Source organism: Glycomyces sp. NPDC046736, assembly GCF_040645615.1.
Classification (GTDB): domain Bacteria; phylum Actinomycetota; class Actinomycetes; order Mycobacteriales; family Micromonosporaceae; genus Glycomyces.
In genome coordinates this window covers 27,809-45,457 of the sequence record NZ_JBEYYO010000027.1, presented here as the reverse complement: position 1 = coordinate 45,457, position 17,649 = coordinate 27,809, and the positions used below count along the sequence as shown (strand labels likewise).

The window sequence follows — 17,649 nt, the reverse complement described above, 5'->3', positions numbered from 1 at the left end:
GCGGCAGTCGGCAGCGAGGGAGTGTCGGTCCCTCGCGCGATGATTGATTCGGGGGCGACTGCGAACCGACACGCCCGACCGCGTGTGTCAACCCCCGCGGTCGGGCGTGTCCAAACTCGACTGCCCCCGACTGCAATGATCGCGCGAAGGTACGACAACGCCGCCACACGAGTGAAACTCGCGCGGGGGAGCGAGGACGGCAGCGGCAGCGAATGTCGGTGGCTCGCGCGATCATTTGAACCGGGGGCGTTTGCGCCGCGACACGCCCGAGCGCGGGGGTCGGGGCGCGGGCTCGCGTTGCCGGGTCGACCGGGTGTTGCGACTTCCGCAAATGTCGGGCGCTGCTGGCGGCGGTAGGCTCAGGGGATGAGCGATCGGTCGGATCGGGGCTATGAGGGCCCGCCCGTGAATGTGCCGCCGCCTCCTGGGTGGCGGGTCGAGGCGGTTGCGTTGACCGCTGAGCCGCGGCGGGTTCCCGCTCAGGATCATGCCGCCATCGACGCCGCCGAGCAGCGGGCGCGGTTGCTCACCCATTGGCTCGCGCTCGCCGCCGTCGCGCTCATGTTCACCGTCCTGGTCATCGGGCTCCTCAACACCTGAACCCCGCCGCGACTCCTCAACGCTCCCCCGCCGCCGCGTTCGCGCCGCCCCCTCGACACGCGAAGGCCCCGCCGGGCGAAGCCCGGCGGGGCCTTTCTGCTTTCAGGGGTTCCTAAACCGTCCCGCCCCAGATCATCTCCGCTCCCGAGTGGCCCGACTGGAAGACCCACCAGGCCGACAGGAGCAGCAGCGCGAGCACGATCAGGCCGAAGACGAACATGATGACCTTTCGGCCCGTCGCCGCGGGGTCGTCGGCGTTCATCGGGACCGTGTCGCCCTCTTCCGAGGCGGCCGGGGCGGGCGAGTCGCCGCCCCGCTTCAGAGCCGCCCGCCGACCGCGGTCGAGGCCGGCGAAGAGGAACCACATCGGGATGAGCGCCACGAGCGTCCAGAAGAGCCAGTAGCCGTAATCGTGGTGCTGCTGGACCGCCTCGGGCCAGCCGTCGGGGTACTTGTGGTCGGCGAGCTGCTGCCCGCTCCAGATCGAACCGTACGCCGCAGCGGGGGTGACGAGCACCAGCGCCGCCACGGTCCACCCCACGAAGCGGCGGACGGGAGGCACGAAGAGGTAGGTCAGGCCGAGGAGCACGAGCAGGGCGACCAGGATGATCGGCGCGTGCACCGCCAGCGGGTGGACGGGCAGATCCAGAATCGTCGTCATAGAGTTCATTGAACCCTAAAGCGACTACCAACCGAAAGCGCCGGGCGAACTTTGGAAGTGGGCGGCGTAGCTCAGCACCGCGTCGGCGATGAGCTGCACCGCGATCGCGGCCAGGAGGACACCCGCGATGCGCGTCAAGACCTCGATGCCCCCGCGCCGCAGGATCTTCACCAGCACCCCCGAGAAGCGCATCACCAGGAAGATCGAGACGTGGATGACGACGATCGCCAGCGCGATCCACAGGTAGTTCGCGTTGGAGTCGGCCTGCTGCACGAACAGGATGACCGCCACGATCGCGCCCGGCCCGGCCAGCAGGGGCGTGCCCAGCGGGACCAGCGCGATGTTCGAGGTGGCCGACTCGGAGGTCTCGTCGACCTTGCCGGTGAGCAGTTGCAGCGCCACCAGCAGCAGCAGGAGCCCGCCCGCGCCTTGGAGCGCGGCGAGGTCGATGTGCAGATAGCTGATGATCTGCTGGCCCAGCAGCGCGAACAGCGTGATCACGCCCAGGGACAGGCATGTCGCCTGGAGCGCGGCACGGCTGCGCTGGCGCTGGTCCATCGTCCCGGTCAGCGCCAGATAGATCGGCACGATGCCGGGAGGGTCCATGATGACGAACAGGGTCACCAGGACCGTCAGGAAATACTCGACTCCACCCACACGGCGAGTATGGCAAGTTCGCCAGGTCACAGCCCCGAATTCGGCGGCTCCTGTTAGGTGGCGCTCATCGCCGGGCCGTTCAGCTCGCGCTGTAGACGGGCATGACGGCGCCGTCGGGCACGGCCAGCTCGGCGAGGAACGGCTCGTCGCCGGTCACGTTGTCGATGAGCAGCCAGGTCTCCTCGCCGGGGTTGCCGGTGATCAGCCAGCGTCCGAACGGGTCGGACCAATATCCTTCGACGTTGTAGAACCGATCGTCGTAGCCGCCGAGGTCCATGTACTCGGTCGGGTCGGCGTACATGAACCGCAGGTTCGCGACGGCGCTGGAGACCAGGTCGGCGTCGGCCGCGGCGTCGGCGAGCGCGTCTTGGATCAGTGCGGAGTCCAGATTCCCGCAGGTCTCGTCGTCGGGCGCGGTGAAGTCGCCGGGATTGAGGTCCGATACGCACACGAATTCGGGATCGGCGAAGTCGGCGATCACGGCCGTCTCGAACCCGGCCTCGCTCACCGATTCGAGGCCCCAGCCCATCTCGTAGTTGAAGTGGTAGGTGCCCACGCCGTCCTGGCCGGTGGTCGACCGCAGGTCGCCGGTGAAGACGGTGGTGGTGTCGGTCCAGTCCTCCAGGGTGAGCTCGTAGCTGGTGGTGAACTCGGTCAAGGCCTCTTCGACCTCGACGACGCCTTCGGAGAAGACGTACGTCTCGGTCGTGTAGTCGTCCATCGGCGTCGCGAGCGTGTACTCGGTGCCCGCGCTGTTGACCGTGGTGCGGGTGTCCTCCGACTGCTTGCCGATGGTGCTGCCCATGGTGCCGTCGACGGAGGTCAGGCCGATGTCGTGGGCCGTCTCGTAGAGGTAGGAGTCCGAGAGGCGGAAGACCTGTACCGGTTCGGTGTCGGTGAGCGGCACCAGTTCGCCGTACTCGTTGAGCACCTCGAACCCGAGGTCGGTCTCGACGAGGAACTCCATCGAGAGCTCGGCCTGCGCCTCGGCGGTGCTGGTGTCGGCCGCGGTGAGGCCGTTGTCGCCGTTGAGGCCCATCCAGGGCTGCCACACGACGACGGCCGCGCCGAGGACGAGGAGGCTGGCGCCGCTCGCGGCGGCGCCGATGCGGCGGCGGCGCTTGATGCGGCCCGCGCCGGAGATCGCCAGGGCCGCGAGCCCGGCGTCGTCGTAGTTCTGCGGTGCGCTCGCGGCCACGTCGGCGAGGCCTTGGCGCAGCAGAGACTCTATGTCCCCGCTCACGCCGCCTCCCGGGGTTCCATCGCGAGGCCGAGCGCCGAGGCGGGCGTCCCGAGCCGCTTGCGCATGCCCGCGAGCGCGCGGGAGGCCTGGCTCTTGACGGTGCCCACGCTGATCCCGAGGGTGTCGGCGATCTGCTGGTCGGAGCGGTTCTCGTAGTAGCGGAGGACGAGGACCGCGCGCTGGCGCTTGGGGAGCACGGCGATGTGGCGCCACATGGCGTCGCGCATCGCGGTGTGCTCGGTGAAGTCGCGGGAGTGGTCGGGGCGGTCCTCGAACACCTCGGTGGGCTTCTCGCGGTTGGACCGCTTGCGCCACCAGGAGGCGTTGGTGTTGTAGAGGATGCGACGGGCATAGGCGTCGACCGAATCAGTGGTTCTGATCCGTCCCCACGCCAGGTAGGTCTTCGTCAAGGTCGTCTGCACCAGGTCCTCCGCTGTCGCCCAGTTCCCCGTCAAGAGGTACGCCGCTCGGTGCAGTGCGGCAGAGCGCGCTGCGACGAACTCGCGGAACTCCTCGTCCTGCGACGATTTGGTCTCGCTCACGAGTCTCCCTCGGGGGGGTCGAACAACAGACGACATACCCCCGGCGGACGGTTGCCCCGTAGGGCGGAATTCTGCCAAAAGATGGGTGTCATTGGCAACCGAGGGTCGGTATGAAGGTGAGTATACGAAGTATCTGCAAGGCGGTGTGGCCCGGTATAGGGGGGCGCGACGGGCGTCATGGGACAAACGCGAACGCCCACCGGCCGCGGCCGGTGGGCGTCAGGTCTTGAAACGGTTTAAGCGTCGGCGTCCTTGCGGACGGGTTCTTCGGGGATGAGGTCCTCTTCGGGCTCGGCCTCGCGCTCGTCGACCGCTTCGGGCTCGTACATCTCCTCGCACATCTGGAGGTAGAGCTCGTTGGGGTTGGGCAGGTGCGGGACGTTGCGCAGGGCCTGGTCCTGGCCGGCGGACTCGATGATGAACTCGCCGTAGTTGAGCATCCGGCCCATCGGGGTCTGCGCGTACTTCATGTCGGTGACGCGGCCGAGCGGCATCATGGCCACCGAGCGGGTGATGACCCCTTGGATGAGCATGATCCGCTTGTTGGTGAGGATGAACCGGTCCATGTACCAGTCGAGGATCTTCCAGCCGACCGCCCCGAGGATGAGCAGCCACACCACGACCGTGATGGTGAGCGCGGTGTCGCCGCTCTGACTCTTGATCAGCAGGCCCGAGACCAGGCCCATGATGAAGGTCGCGAGCGTCCCGGTGACGTACCAGGGCATGAGGTGGACCCAGTGGCGGCGCCACTCGCCGCGGTACTTCTCGGTGGGGAACAGGTAGCGCGCGGAGATCGGGGACGGGACGTCGGGGACGGTGGGGGCGCGGACCCCGGCGAGCAGGCTCCCGGAGAGCCCGTCGTCGAAGCGGACGCCGTCGATGTCGCTCGCGGCGGCGGCGGGCGCGCCCGGCCCGGAGGCGAAGCCCGGCGGGTACTCGCGCGTGGGGGCGTCGGCGCCCGGGGCGGGGCCGTCGGAGGGGGCGCGCGGGCTCGGGGGTGGATCCAGCGGCTCGGTGTCCTTGTGGTCCCCCGAGCCGCCTGCACCGAATTCGGTCATGGCGTGGCCGTGATCAGGTCACGAGGTTCGTGAAGAACGCCGCGAAACCGTTGGCGGCGTCGAGGATTCCGCCTGCGAGGTTCCCGACCACGTCGCTGGCTTCACTTGGCCTGAAGGCTACAAAGAACACCAGGAACGCAAGTCCGCCCCAAGTCAGAAACTTCTTCAACTTCCTCACCCCTCCCGTCAAGGGTCCTGGCCGATCGTTCGTCTGGCGCAGGCTGGCACGAGTCTAGCGTACGAGCAGGACTCGGCTTTCAGTTTTGTGAACGGCCCCTTCGGCGTGAACCGAGGCGGCCGATCGCGGGATCCAGTGTAGCCAAGAGGCTCCACTTTCGCCCGACTCCGCCCGTCTACCAGCGGAATAGCCTATTCGTTTGTACCCACGGGAGCTTACCCCAAGTGACTTCCGGCTGGCTCAATGTAGGCGGATCCCTCTCGTTCGCCGGGGGAAGCGTCAGGTATCCGACAATCCGGCTCGCGAGGGGACCCTTCTAGAATGCCACCGCTGTATGACATACGGGGGTCCGCGAAGGGTCGGATTCCAGACGGTCCGCCCTAGGGCCGCTGCTCGAACACGTGTTCCCTCACCCACGCGTGCATGGCGATACCGCTGGCCACGCCCGCGTTGATCGAGCGGGTGGAGCCGAACTGGCTGATCGAGCAGACCACCGAGCAGGCCTCGCGCACCGGTTCGGACAGTCCCGGGCCCTCCTGGCCGAAGACCAGGACCGCCTTGCGCGGCAACGAGGTCGTCTCGATCGGGACCGAGCCGGGGAGGTTGTCGATCCCGACCACCGCCAGGCCCTCGGCCGCGGCGCGGGCCACGAAGTCCTCGACCGTGGGGTGGTGCTCGACATGCTGGTAGCGGTCGGTCACCATCGCGCCGCGGCGGTTCCAGCGGCGCTTGCCGACAATGTGGACGGTGTGGGCCAGGAACGCGTTGGCGTTGCGCACCACCGTGCCAATGTTGAAGTCGTGCTGCCAGTTCTCGATCGCCACGTGGAAGTCGTGTCGCCGCGCGTCGAGGTCGGCCACGATCGCCTCACGGCTCCAGTAGCGGTAGGCGTCGACCACGTTGCGGCGGTCGCCCGAGCGCAGCAGATCCGGGTCGTAGCGGGGGTCCTCGGGCCAGGGGCCCTCCCAGGGGCCGACACCGACCGGGCCCGCGTCCTCTCGGCCGAAGTCCTCGTCAGTCACGCCGACCATTGGAGCACGAAGGCAGGGCGCCGCCCCGGCGGCTACGGGGGAAACCGGCCGGGGCGACGGATACATACTAACGAGCGGACGCCTGCGAGCGAGCACACACCCAACTGAATTCCCTTGCCGCAGAAGGAAATCGGGTCGTAGAACGCCCCGCGTCACTCAAGTCCCGCGGCGCTTGCTCAGCGGCGCGTGAAGGCCCGCAACGCGTCCGGATTGGCCAGTGCGTCCTTGGCGATCGCCTCGTCGGGCTTGACGCCTTTGAGGATCTTCTTGACCGGGACCTCGACCTTCTTGCCGCTGAGCGTGCGCGGCACGGCCGGGACCTCGATGACCTCGTCGGGCAGGTGCCGCGGGGACAGCTGCCCGCGCAGCGCCGAGGCGATGCGCTTCCGCATCGCGTCGTCGAGCACGGTCCCTTCGGTGAGGGCCACATAGAGCAGCAGTCGGTCCTCGCCTGGATCGTCCAGGTGGACCACGAGCGAGTCGGCCACGCCTTCGACCGCCTCGACCACCGCGTAGAACTCCGAGGTGCCCATGCGGACGCCGCCGCGGTTGAGGGTGGCGTCGCTGCGGCCGGAGATCACCGCCGAGCCGCGGTCGGTAATGGTGATCCAGTCGCCGTGGCGCCAGATCCCGGGGAAGTCGGTGAGATAGGTGTCCCGGTAGCGGTGCTTGAGCGGGTCGCCCCACAGGCCCACCGGCATCGAGGGCATCGGTGAGGCGATCACGAGCTCCCCCTCCCGGCCGATCCCGGGGTTGCCTTCGGGGTCGAAGGACTGCACGTCCGCGCCGAGCGCGCGGCACGACAGTTCGCCGCGCCAGACCGGGACGGTGGGCGCGCCGCCGATGAAGCCGGTGCACAGGTCGGTGCCGCCCGAGAGGGACTGGAGCTGCGCGGTGGGGCTGATCGACTCGTACACGTAGTCGAAGCCGACCGCCGGGAGCGGGGCCCCGGTCGAGCCGATGCCGTGCAGGCGCGAGAGGTCGGCCTCTTCCGAAGGTTTGATGCCGCGGGAGCGGCAGGCCATGAGGAACGGGGCGCTCGTGCCGAAGAACGTGGTGCCGGACTCCTCGGCCAGGCGCCACATCCCGGCCGGGTCGGGCATCCCGTCGAACAGGACCACGCCCGCGCCCACGATCGGGGCCGAGACGAGGTAGTTCCACATCATCCAGCCGGTCGTGGAGTACCAGAAGAACCGGTCGCCCACGCCGAGGTCGTGGTGAAGGGCGTGCATCTTGGCGTGCTCGATGGCCATGCCGCCGTGCGAGTGCACGATGGCCTTCGGCAGGCCCGTGGTGCCCGAGGAGTACAGGATGTAGAGCGGGTGGTCGAACGTGAGGGCATCGAACTCGACGCCCTCGTCGTAGGCGCAGAACCGGTCCCAGGTCTCGCCTTCGACCTCGGCGTCCGGGTGCAGGTACGGGAGGGTCACGAACGCGGCGAGGCCGTCCAGGCCCCGCACGACCCGCTTGAGGTCGGCGGTGCGGTCGATCTCCTTGGGGCCGTACTTGTAGCCGTCGACGGCCACCAGGACCTTCGGCTCGATCTGCGCGAAGCGGTCGAGGACGGCCTTCGCGCCGAACTCGGGGGCGCAGCTGGAGAAGACCGCGCCCAGGCTCGCCGAGGCGAGCATCAGGGCGAAGGTCTCGGGGATGTTCGGCATCCAGGCCGCGACGCGGTCGCCGCGCTGGACGCCGTGGGCCACGAGCCCGGCGCGGGCGCGGGCGGTGGCCTCGCGGAGGTCGGCGAGGGTCCACTCGACCGGGTCGCGCGAGTCGGAGTAGGCGCGCACGAGCACGTCGTCCTCGGCCACGCCGGGAGCCGAGAGCACGGCCCGCGCGTAATTGAAGGTCTGGTCGGGGAACCACACGGTGTCGGGCATGGTCTCGTCGGCGAGCACCCGGTGCTCGGGGACGGTCTCCCCGAGGCCGAAGTACTCCCACACCGCGCCCCAGAACGGGCGCAGATGCTCGACCGAGTACTGCCACAGCGCCGGGTACCCGGTGAGGTCGCGCTCCTCGCGGCGCGACAGCCACTGGCTGAAACGCCCGATCCGCGTCGACTCCACCGCGTCCGCGCGCGGCAGCCACAGCACCTCGTTGGTCACGATCGCCTCCTGCTTTCCACAACGTTGTGGCCCACAGCACTATCGTGGCACGGCTCAGGTTCTGTCCGCCGCTGGGGGATCGTTTGGGCGGATTCGTCCTTTGCCTATGTGCCTCAATCGAGTTCGTCCTCGATGTAGCGCTCGCGGGTAACGTACAGCCCCGCGGCGAAAAGGACCACCACGAGAGCGGCCACGAACGTGAACGGCACCGACCACGAACCGGTGAGCCCGTAGACCCAGCCGACCGCGAGCGGCCCCGACCCGGCGATGAGGTACCCGCCGGACTGGGCGAACGAGGACAGCGCGCTGGTCCCGGCCGGGGTGCGGGCGCGGAGCCCGAACAGGGTCAGGATCAAGGGGAACACCGAGGTGCCCACGGCGAAGAACGCCATCCACAACCAGGTGAGCGGGCCGCCCCCGGCGAGCCACAGCCCCGCGAGCGCGGGCGGGTAGCAGGCCATGAGCAGCAAGAACACCGGGCGCGGGCCCCAGCGGACGGTGAGCATGGGGACGAGCACCGAGACGGGGATCTGCACCGCCGTCAAGAGGCCGAGCATGGACCCCGCGGTGGCCGCGTCCATCCCGTCGGAGGCGAGGATCGTGGTGGTCCAGCCCATGAGGATGTACGCGATGGCCGACTGCGCGCCGAAGGCCAGCAGCATCATCCACGCCAGGCGGGAGCGGCGCACGCCGTGGAGGCGGCCGATCGGCTGGGCTCCGGCCGCGGCGGGCGAGGGCCGCCACAAAAGCCAGGGCACGATCGCGATGAGCGCGGGGAGGGCCCACACGGCGAGGGCGATGCGCCAATCGCCTGCGAGGTGCTCGATCGGGGCGGTGGCCGCGGCCGCGACGGCGGTGCCGACCGCGAGCGTGGTCGAGTACGCGGTGGTCATGAGCCCGATACGGTTCGGGAAGTACCGCTTGACGATGACGGGCACCGCGACGTTGCCGATCGCTCCGGCGGCGAGCGCGAGGAGGCTGAACGCGAGGAAGAGCCCGGCGTTCGGGGCATAGGCGCGGGCGACGAGGCCGACGCTCATCACGATGAGCGCGCCGGTCAGGAGCAGGCGGGGACCGAAGCGGCGGGCCAGGCGCGGGGCGAGCGCGCCGAGTCCGGCGAAGGCGAGCACGGGGAGCGTGGTGAGGAGCCCGGCGACGGTCTCGGACATGCCGAGGCCGACGCGCAGTTCGGCGAGGATCGCGCCGACGCTGGTGACGGCGGTGCGGAAGTTGAACGCGGCGAGGACGACGCCGGCGAGGAGCAACCATGCCAATTGACGGCTCGCAAGCTTCGCCGAAGGGAGGGCAGCGGCGACGGCTCGCCCCGGAGGCGCGGGGTCGGCGATCTCGGCGTGCGGGGTGGGGGCGGGGTGCTCGTCGGGGTGTCCGGCGTCGGGCCCTGCGAGCTGGGCGTCGGATTCCTCGGCGGCGCCGGTCGCGGTGGCGTCGGTCGTCACGCGGACGGCTCCTTCCGAATTCGGGAGGCGGGCGGTGGTCCGGCGGGGTGGAAACCGTTGTCCGACTGGTTCGCGAGCGCGGTGGTGCGTCGTGAGCAGCCGGGATAGAATCGAGTCAATTCATGGGATGAATTGACGGCCTGTCAACGGTATCGCGACGGCTGTCTGCTTTAATCCTTCTAGTGTTGGGAAACACGCACCCTCATGGCCGGTCCCCGCGCGCCATGCGAGCACTCCGGGAAGGTCAGGTCCGTCTGTGGCACTGCAGTCGACACGCAAGTCCGCCCTCGTCGATCAGGTGATCGACCAGCTGCGGCGGCAGATCGCCGACGGCGAGTGGGGACTGGGGTCGCGGATCCCGACCGAGAGCGAACTGGCCGAGCTGCTCGGGGTGGGCCGCAACACCATCCGCGAAGGCGTCCGGGCGCTGGCCCACGCGGGGCTGCTGGAGATCCGCCAAGGCGCCGGGACGTTCGTGGTGGGCCGCTCCGAGGTCACCGCGGCCGTGCGCCGCCGGATCGCCGCGAGCCCGGCTTCGGACGCGATGGAGGTGCGCCGGGGCCTGGAGGTCGAGGCCGCGCGGCTCGCGGCCCTGCGGCGCGACGAGGCCGACATCACGCGGCTGCGGATTCTCCTCGCCGAGCGCGAGGCCACGCACGAGGTGGGCGACACCGAGTCGTTCGTGGCCGCCGACATCGCGCTGCACCAGGCGGTGGCCGAGGCCAGCCACAACAAGCTGCTCGCCGAGCTGTACACCGAGCTGGCCGAGTCGCTGCGCGCGACCGTGCGGGCCGGGCTCGGGCCGATCCTCGCCGAGGAGCCGCACATAGACCACTCGCGGGCCGTGGAGGCCATCATCGCCGGGGACGCCGACCTGGCCGCGGCCGAGACCGCCGCGTACCTCCGGCTGCTCATCGACGACTGACCGCGGAGGGAAACCGGTTCCGGGAGATAGAGTCGGTACTGGTGCTCGTTCGAGCCCGCTGACCCGAGAGGAAGACCCATGCGCCTGTCCGCCCGCGTCGACTACGCACTGCGAGCCGCCGTGGCCCTCGCCGGATACGGCGAGCGCTGGGTCTCCGCGGAGCAGATAGCCGAGGACCAGGCCATCCCCCGCAAGTTCCTGGAGTCGATCCTGCTCCAGCTGCGGCGCGGCGGCATCGCGACCTCCAAGCGCGGTTCCGAGGGCGGGCACCAGCTCGCGCGACCGGGCGACCAGATCAGCCTGGCCGACGTGATCCGCGCCGTCGACGGCCCGCTGGTGGGCGTCCGCGGCGAACGGCCCGAAGAGGTCTCGTATTCGGGGACGGCGACGGCGATGACGAACGTGTGGATCGCGCTGCGCGTCTCCGAGCGCAACATCCTCGAATCGGTCTCGCTTTCGGCCGTGGCGAACGACGACCTGCCGACCTCGGTCACCAAGCTTCTCGAAGACCCCGACGCCTGGGTCATCCGCGGCGCCTGACGCGTCGGGGCCGCGCGCACCGCGCCGGGCTGGCAGAATCGGCACGTGAAATTCCCTGACCTCGGCGCCTGGTGGGACCGGGTGCTCGTGGCCACCCGCAGGCGGTCCAACCTGGTCGATCACGCCTGGCGCACCGGCGAGCGCTACGGCGAGGTCCACTGCGGGCAGCTGGCGGCCGCCATCTCGTACTACGCGTTCTTCGCCGCGTTCTCGATGTCGCTGTTGGCGTTGGCGATCTTCGGGTACCTGCTCAACTACCCCCACATCTACGAGTCGGTCGAGACCTGGCTCTCGACGAACCTGCCGGTGATCGACATCGGGGTCCTGGAGAGCTCCCGCCGCTCGGTCACCATCTTCGCCGCGGTCGCGCTGGTCGTAGCCGGGGTCGCGTGGGTGCAGTCGGTGCGCGCGTCGATCCGCCTGGTGTGGGGCCTGGACGCGCAGCCGGGGAACCCGTTCCTGCGCTGGGCGATCGACCTGGCGATCCTCGTCGGCGTCTCGATCCTGCTGTTGATCACGATCGGCGCCACGGCGGGCGCGGAGGTGGTGCTGGCGTGGCTGGACTGGGACCAGGCCACCGGCAACGTCGCGCTCTTGGTGCGCGGGGTCTCGGTCGTGGTGGGCCTGGTCGCGAACGCGCTGCTCGCGGCGGTGCTGCTTCAGGCGCTCCCGCGCGTGGTGATGCTCCCCAGGCGCGTCATCTGGGCCTCGCTCGCGGTCTCGATCGGCATGGAACTGCTCAAGACCGCCGGCCGCGTCTACGTCCTCCACGTCTCCGACCGCCCCGCCTACCAGGCCGTCACCACCGCCGTCGGCCTCCTCCTCTTCCTCTACCTCTTCAACGTCATGCTCCTCACCGCGGCATCCTGGACCGCCACCTCCCTGCGCGGCAAAGCGATAGACCTCTACGAAAGAACCGCGATCCCCAACGGCCACGGCAGACTCTTCGGCACCGAGGACAAACCCGAGAAAGAACAAGGGCCCGAACGCTGAAGCGCCCGGGCCCTTGTCGGTGTCGTGCTACCAGTTCGCGGCGGCCTTGCGGCGGCGCAGGACCACGAACGCGATCGCACCGGCGATGAGCGCGCCCGCGGCCGAGGCCACGACGGCGGTCAGGGCCGAACCGGTGACCGGCAGCGGTTCGGAGCCGGCGGCGTCGCCGACCGACAGCACGGCCGTGTTGTTCGCCAGATTCGAGTCGAGCACCGGGTAGTCGGCCTCGTTCATGCCCGGCCAGTACTCCTTGAACTCCTCGAAGTCCCAGCCGGTGGTGTCTAGGTTGGCGACGACCAGTCCGTCATCGGCGGAGGCGCCGTCGGCCACGACGACCGGGATCTCAATCTCGAGCGCGGTGTCGGCGGCGATCGATTTGTAGAACCAGCAGATCACGTCGACCCGCTCGACCCCGAAGAGGGCGGGATCGAAGTTCTGCGACCATTCGAATTCAACGAAGGACGCACAGCTGTATCCCTCACCGTCGATCCAACCCTCGTAGGTCTCACCGACAGAGACGCCCTCAGGCAGTTGAACGGTCACGCTGAAGTTGCCCTCGCCGCTGCCCGGGTGGTGGCGCGCGAAAGTGGCCGCCGGGCCGAGGTTCTCGACCGGAACGCTGAGGGTCGTCGCCTCGGCACCAAGGTTTTGGTCTGCGATCGCCAGGTCGTAGGCGTGCTCGGTGGAGCGAATCTCCAGGAGCCCCCAGCCTTCGGCACTCTCCTTGTCGGATTCGACGAAGCCGAGTTCCCGGTCCGAGTCGAAGTACTCGATCTCGTCGGCGGCGTAATGCACCGGCGACGCCTCGATCCAGGTCCGGTACGTCACCGGGCCGGGCGCGTCCTCGCTGAGCGCAACGGCGATCGGGGTCGCAGGGTCGAGCTCGTAGACGACACCTGGTTCAGGGGCGAAGTCGGGCAGCGCGCAGAGAATGTAGCTCTGCTCGACCAGACCGCAGTTGCTGTACTCAGCCGCCGCGGTGAGGAACTCCTCGTACCCTTGGATCGACACGTACAAGCCCTTGAACGTGGTCGAGGTCGGGTTCGAGAGAGCGACCTCCGGCGTGATCACGGTGCCGGGCGCGACGTCCGAGTGGCTGGAGACCTCGACCTCGTAGAAGAAGTACTCGTCTTCGTGGGTTTCGAAGACCCAAGTGCCGGTGATGTACTCGGTGTCGTATCCGTCGGCGGTGATGCTGATCGTGTATTCGATCTCCTCGCCGCTGGGAATCCCGCCGTCGATCGCCAGGTCGAAGTCGACTTCGGCGCCGGAACCGGCGCCGACATCGGTGTAGTTGCAGGCGAATGCGGTGCCGTCGGAGAAGCAGGCTTCGCTGTCGGCCTGCAATGTGATGCCGTACTGGTACGGCACCGACAGCGTGACCTGCAAGTCCGCAATGGTCTCGCCGGCTTCGAGCTCCGGGTACAGGTAGAGGAACCCGGGCTGGGCGACACCGGCCTGGTCGCCACCGGTGTACCAGTACTCGGCATTGGGATGCGCGCCGTACACGAATGCGTAAGGCGGAGGGTCGGCCTGCGCGGCCGGGGCTGCGACTGCGATGCCGAGGGCGGCTACCGCCGCTGCGGCTGCGGCGAGTCGACGGATATGGGGGGATGTCATGTTGCTCCTGTGAGCGTCAGGGGGGTTATGGAGACCGGGTTGTTGGCCCCGGCCGCTCACTGAACGCCCCACAGGCCTCACTGGTTGAGTTCAGGAAGCGTTCTTTATGGAAGCGTTACCGTCCACTCCGGTCAGACGACGAACCGGCCCGGACAGGGTTGTCCGGGCCGGGAGGCTATAGGATATATCCTATAGGATATTTTTTTCGCTACGCCGTGGTGCAGCGTTGGTTGTTCATGAGGAACATGCCGGGGGCATGGGGGTTGCCGGTGCCTTGGAAGCCGAGTTGTTTTGTCGCGCCGGGTTGGAGCGGGGTGTTCCAGAAGGCGGGGGTGGCGGTCGCGGTCGTGCCGGTTATCGCGATGTCGCCGCCCCAGGCGTAGGCCACCGTGTCGACGCCGCCGGAGCGCCAGGTGAGGTCCCAGGCGTCGATCGCGGTGGTGCCGGTGTTGGTGACCTTGACTTGGACCACGAAACCGTCGCCCCAGTCGGCGGCCACGTCGTAGTCGACCTCGCAGGAGGCCGAGGCGAACGGGGCCTCCGACGCGTCGCGGGTGGACGTGGCATCGACCGAGCGCCACTGCGGCTCGTCCATGTCGTAGCCGAGGAAGAAGCTCGGCCACGGCGGCTGGTTGTAGGAGAGGTTCTGCCACGACACCGCCAGGCGGTACTGCGGGTCCTGCATGAGAGTCGGGAACGCGTACTCGGTCTCGATCACCGTGGTGAAGATCCGCACCCCGTCATTGGACTCCTTGCGCAGCACGACCTCCTCGCGCCAGTCGCCCAGAAGGTCCGCGGTCAGGACCGGATTGCCCTTGGTGCCGTTGTTCGACTGCACCCCTTCGGGAGTGAAGATCTCCTCCTGCGTGCCGGTAGCCGGGTCCCACTCGGCGATGAACGGGTAGATCGGGGTGTACGACGGCTCGTCGAACTCGTGGTCGAGGATCTCCCGGCCCAGGTCGCCGTCCCACCAGACCATGAAGTTCGCCGACGGGATCGAAGTGCCGATCAAAGTTCCGTCCGCCGCGCGCAGCTCGCCTTCGCGCGAGTCCCACGCGCCCGTGGTGCTCGCCGCCCAGCACTCCGCGCCCGGATACGCCGGGTCGATGTCGCCGCACGTGCCGCGGCCGGTGTCGCGCGTGCCCGGGATCGACCACAGCACCTCGCCGGTCTCGCCGTCGCGCAGCGCCGCCGCGCGGTTGCCCGAAGACGACATCGACTCGAACGGGCTGAAGACCTCCAGGCCCTCACGCGAGGGGTCGAAGTCCGAGACGTGCAGCGCGTCGCCGTGCCCAAGGCCCGCCGACTGGAGGATCGTGCCGTCGTCGTTGAGCGTCAACGAGCCGTAGACGATCTCGTCGCGCCCGTCGGCGTCCACATCGGCCACCGACAGCTGGTGGTTGCCCTGGCCCGAATACTGCGCACCCCAATCCTGGGAGCGGAACGCCCAGCGCTCGACCAGCTCGCCGCCTTCGAGGTCCCACGCCGTGAGCTCCATCTTGGTGTAGATCCCGCGCGCGGTCACCAACGACGCCGAGTTCCCGTCGAGATAGGCCACCGTGCCCAAAAGCCGGTCCACGCGGTTGCCGTAGCCGTCGCCCCAGTCCGCGGGGTTGCCGCGATCGGGCTCGAAGTCGACCGTGTCGATCGCCGCGCCGCTCGCGCCGTCGAAGACCGTCAGGAACTCCGGGCCGGTCAGGATGTAGCCAGAGGAATTGCGGTGGTCGGCGTCGGCGTCACCGATCACGGTCCCCGCGCCGTCCACCGTGCCGTCCGCGGTCTTCAGCGAGACCTCGGCCCGCCCGTCGCCGTCCAGGTCGTACGCGGCCAGGAACGTGTAATGCGCCCCAGCCCGGACGTTCACCCCGAGGTCGATGCGCCACAGCAGCTCACCGGCCAATGTGTACGCGTCTACGTATACGTTGCCAGTGTAACCGGCATGCGAGTTGTCCTTCGCGTTCGAGGGATCCCACTTCTGGACCAGCTCATAGGTGCCGTCACCGTCCAGGTCGGCCACCGAGGCGTCCCCAGGGCTATACGTATACGCAACCCCGTCCGGGGTGGTCCCGCCTTCGGGGCGGTCCATGTCCACGTCGATGAACTGGTCTGCCAGGACGGTGAACGCGTCGGTGTAACCGGTCTCCACGCCGTCCTCGACCGTGGCGATCCAATAGGTCGAGTTCGCCGTGCCACCGGAGTCGGTCAAGTTCGTGGCCTCAGTCGGCTCGGGGTTGAGCAGGACACCGTCGCGGTAGACGTTGAACCCCAGCTCGCCGTCGGTGACCAGGCTCCGCCACCCGACGTACACGCCGCCGTCGACCGCCACGGCCACCGGGGCGCGGTCGAGGTCCTCGACCTGGGCCGCGCAGTCCTCGCACGGCTCGTCAGGGCCGTTCCCGCCGGTGTCGGGCACGTCGCCGATCCTGGTGAGCTCCAGACCGTTCAAGTGCCCGGTCTGACCGGACACGACCGCGTTCAACTGGCCGTCCTCGACGATGATCCCCTCGAAGTCCTTGGTCAAGATCGTGGTCGACCCCGAGTTCGCGGCCCCGAAGTCGATCCCCTCGAAGCTGAGGTTCGAACGCGCCGAACCGAGGTAGTCCCCCACGGTCACCCGCGCGGTGTAGAGCCCGTCGGGCACGTCCACCGTGAACTCGTACGAGCCGCCGAACCAGGCCACGAAGTCGCGGCCGACCGGGTCGGCGTCCCCGCCCCGGTCGCGGTCGATCGCCGCGGCCATGTCGGTCGTGAAGCCGTAGCCCTGCGCCGCCGAATAGGACGTGGCGCGGTTGACCTCGGTGTAGCCCTCGGCCACGACCTGCGAGGCCGGTCCGAAGTCGAACTTCCAGCCCGCGCTGGCGGTGGTGACGCTCAAGGACGCCGAGCGCTCGGACTCGCCCTTGCCGTTGACGGCGGCCACCGCGAACTCGTACGCGGTGTGCTCTTCGAGCCCTGAGACGCGGCCGACGCCGACCGTGGCGGTGGTGCCCAGGCGCCATTCGCCGCCCGCCTCGCGCACGTAGACGCGGTAGATGTCAGCGCCGTTCGCGGTCCAGTTGAGGGTCACGCTCGCGTTCGCGACCGTGGCGGCCACCAGGCCGGTCGGCGATTCGGGCACGTCGGCCGGGGGCTCGACGTCGACCACGTGCTCCGAGAGCGGCAGGCCGAGCTCGGCGGTCTCCTCGGCGACCAGGCGCGCCATCTGGATCGCGCCGTACTCCTGGAAGTGGGTGTCGTCGGCGGTCCCGGTGGGCCGGTTCGGGTAGACCCCGGCCGGGACGTGCAGGAACACCGACTTGGCCTCTTCGGGGCCGATCTCGTTCAGGTAGGCGCGCGAGGAGGCCGAGAGGTCGACCATCGCCACGCCGGTCTCCTCGTGGAGCTCGTAGACCTTCTCCACGTACTCGGGGAAGGACACGTTGAACTCGCCGGTCTCGGCGTTGAAGCTGCGGCGCGAGACGGGCGTGACCAGGACCGGGATCGCGCCCTTCTCGATCGCGCCCGCGATGTAGTGGTCGCGGAGGTAGACCTTGTAGTCATCGGGCGGGGTGTAGCGCTCGGGCACCGAAGCGGTGGCGTCGTTGTGCCCGAACTGGACGAAGAGGTAGTCGCCGGGCTGGATCTCGTCCAGGATCGCGTCGAGGCGGCCCTGCTCGATGAACGAGCGCGAGGAGCGGCCGCCGATGGCGTGGTTGGCGATCGTGACCTCATCGTCGAAGAAGCGGTCGATCACCTGGCCCCAGCCCGCCTGCGGCTCGTAGTAGGGGTCGTAGGTCTGGACGGTGGAGTCCGAGGCGAGGTAGACGGTGATGCCGTCCGCCTCTTGGGCCCTGGACGGGGCGCCCGCGGAGAGGACGCCCGCGAGCGCGGTCGCGCCGGCGGCGGCCACCGCCAGGGCGCGCCGCCACCGGGGCTGAGGAGTCGCTGACCTCATTGTCACTTCCAAAGTGCGAGGAGGGAGCAGGCCTGGAACTCGAAATGAATCGTTTCAATTCGGGGATCGAATCCCGGGCAAGCGATTGCAGTTGACGCGACCGTA

At 68.9% G+C, this 17,649-nt stretch carries 15 protein-coding genes; 4 read left to right on the top strand and 11 right to left on the bottom strand.

Features of this window, described 5'->3' with window-relative positions:
• The first annotated feature begins 450 nt into the window (after positions 1-450).
• On the top strand, positions 451-600 hold the full coding sequence (locus tag AB0B28_RS21400; protein WP_360124308.1) for a hypothetical protein: 150 nt from the start codon (positions 451-453) through the stop codon (positions 598-600).
• A 112-nt stretch (positions 601-712) separates the two neighbouring features.
• Here AB0B28_RS21400 and AB0B28_RS21395 read toward each other — a convergent pair whose 3' ends face one another.
• From AB0B28_RS21395 to AB0B28_RS21355, 9 genes are all read right to left on the bottom strand, one after another.
• Positions 713-1,261, bottom strand: a complete 549-nt coding sequence (locus tag AB0B28_RS21395; protein WP_360124305.1) for a hypothetical protein — start codon at positions 1,259-1,261, stop codon at positions 713-715.
• A gap of 24 nt (positions 1,262-1,285) precedes the next feature.
• Positions 1,286-1,918 (bottom strand): MarC family protein, encoded by a 633-nt coding sequence (locus tag AB0B28_RS21390; RefSeq protein ID WP_360124302.1) that lies wholly within the window; start codon positions 1,916-1,918, stop codon positions 1,286-1,288.
• Between the two features lie 79 nt (positions 1,919-1,997).
• The gene (locus AB0B28_RS21385; RefSeq protein WP_360124299.1) at positions 1,998-3,161 is read right to left on the bottom strand and encodes a hypothetical protein; all 1,164 of its coding nucleotides are present in this window, start codon (positions 3,159-3,161) and stop codon (positions 1,998-2,000) included.
• Positions 3,158-3,703, bottom strand: coding sequence for a SigE family RNA polymerase sigma factor (locus AB0B28_RS21380; protein WP_360124296.1), 546 nt, complete (start codon positions 3,701-3,703; stop codon positions 3,158-3,160). Before AB0B28_RS21380 ends, AB0B28_RS21385 begins: the two co-directional genes overlap by 4 nt.
• Positions 3,704-3,939: 236 nt before the next feature.
• Positions 3,940-4,761, bottom strand: a complete 822-nt coding sequence (locus AB0B28_RS21375) for a PH domain-containing protein (RefSeq protein WP_360124293.1) — start codon at positions 4,759-4,761, stop codon at positions 3,940-3,942.
• A 13-nt stretch (positions 4,762-4,774) separates the two neighbouring features.
• Complete coding sequence (locus AB0B28_RS21370; protein ID WP_360124317.1) at positions 4,775-4,939, bottom strand: hypothetical protein; 165 nt, start codon at positions 4,937-4,939, stop codon at positions 4,775-4,777.
• 380 nt (positions 4,940-5,319) lie between these two features.
• Entirely contained in the window at positions 5,320-5,961 is a 642-nt protein-coding gene (locus AB0B28_RS21365) for an RNA methyltransferase (protein ID WP_360124290.1), read from the bottom strand.
• Positions 5,962-6,146: 185 nt separating this feature from the next.
• On the bottom strand, positions 6,147-8,075 hold the full coding sequence (locus tag AB0B28_RS21360) for an acetoacetate--CoA ligase (protein WP_360124287.1): 1,929 nt from the start codon (positions 8,073-8,075) through the stop codon (positions 6,147-6,149).
• Between the two features lie 113 nt (positions 8,076-8,188).
• Positions 8,189-9,532, bottom strand: a complete 1,344-nt coding sequence (locus AB0B28_RS21355; protein WP_360124285.1) for an MFS transporter — start codon at positions 9,530-9,532, stop codon at positions 8,189-8,191.
• A gap of 256 nt (positions 9,533-9,788) precedes the next feature.
• Between AB0B28_RS21355 and AB0B28_RS21350 the strand changes: the two genes are divergently transcribed.
• The 3 genes from AB0B28_RS21350 (at position 9,789) to AB0B28_RS21340 (ending at position 11,990) form a co-directional block, all read left to right on the top strand.
• Positions 9,789-10,457 (top strand): FadR/GntR family transcriptional regulator, encoded by a 669-nt coding sequence (locus tag AB0B28_RS21350; RefSeq protein WP_360124282.1) that lies wholly within the window; start codon positions 9,789-9,791, stop codon positions 10,455-10,457.
• A 78-nt stretch (positions 10,458-10,535) separates the two neighbouring features.
• Positions 10,536-10,997: an Rrf2 family transcriptional regulator gene (locus AB0B28_RS21345; RefSeq protein WP_360124279.1), complete on the top strand. Its 462-nt coding sequence runs from the start codon at positions 10,536-10,538 to the stop codon at positions 10,995-10,997.
• A gap of 45 nt (positions 10,998-11,042) precedes the next feature.
• Positions 11,043-11,990 (top strand): YihY/virulence factor BrkB family protein, encoded by a 948-nt coding sequence (locus tag AB0B28_RS21340; protein ID WP_360124276.1) that lies wholly within the window; start codon positions 11,043-11,045, stop codon positions 11,988-11,990.
• Between the two features lie 27 nt (positions 11,991-12,017).
• Here the strand turns inward: AB0B28_RS21340 and AB0B28_RS21335 are convergent, their stop codons facing one another.
• On the bottom strand, positions 12,018-13,610 hold the full coding sequence (locus AB0B28_RS21335; RefSeq protein WP_360124273.1) for an LPXTG cell wall anchor domain-containing protein: 1,593 nt from the start codon (positions 13,608-13,610) through the stop codon (positions 12,018-12,020).
• A gap of 208 nt (positions 13,611-13,818) precedes the next feature.
• Entirely contained in the window at positions 13,819-17,544 is a 3,726-nt protein-coding gene (locus tag AB0B28_RS21330; RefSeq protein WP_360124270.1) for a cellulose binding domain-containing protein, read from the bottom strand.
• Between the last annotated feature and the right edge of the window lie 105 nt (positions 17,545-17,649).

Excerpts from the sequence above, each read along its gene's own strand:
- AB0B28_RS21395 (WP_360124305.1), bottom strand. The coding sequence starts at position 1,261 with ATGACGACGATTCTGGATCTGCCCGTCCACCCGCTGGCGGTGCACGCG.
- AB0B28_RS21375 (WP_360124293.1), bottom strand. The coding sequence starts at position 4,761 with ATGACCGAATTCGGTGCAGGCGGCTCGGGGGACCACAAGGACACCGAG.
- AB0B28_RS21335 (WP_360124273.1), bottom strand. The coding sequence starts at position 13,610 with ATGACATCCCCCCATATCCGTCGACTCGCCGCAGCCGCAGCGGCGGTA.
- AB0B28_RS21345 (WP_360124279.1), top strand. The coding sequence starts at position 10,536 with ATGCGCCTGTCCGCCCGCGTCGACTACGCACTGCGAGCCGCCGTGGCC.
- AB0B28_RS21330 (WP_360124270.1), bottom strand. The coding sequence starts at position 17,544 with ATGAGGTCAGCGACTCCTCAGCCCCGGTGGCGGCGCGCCCTGGCGGTG.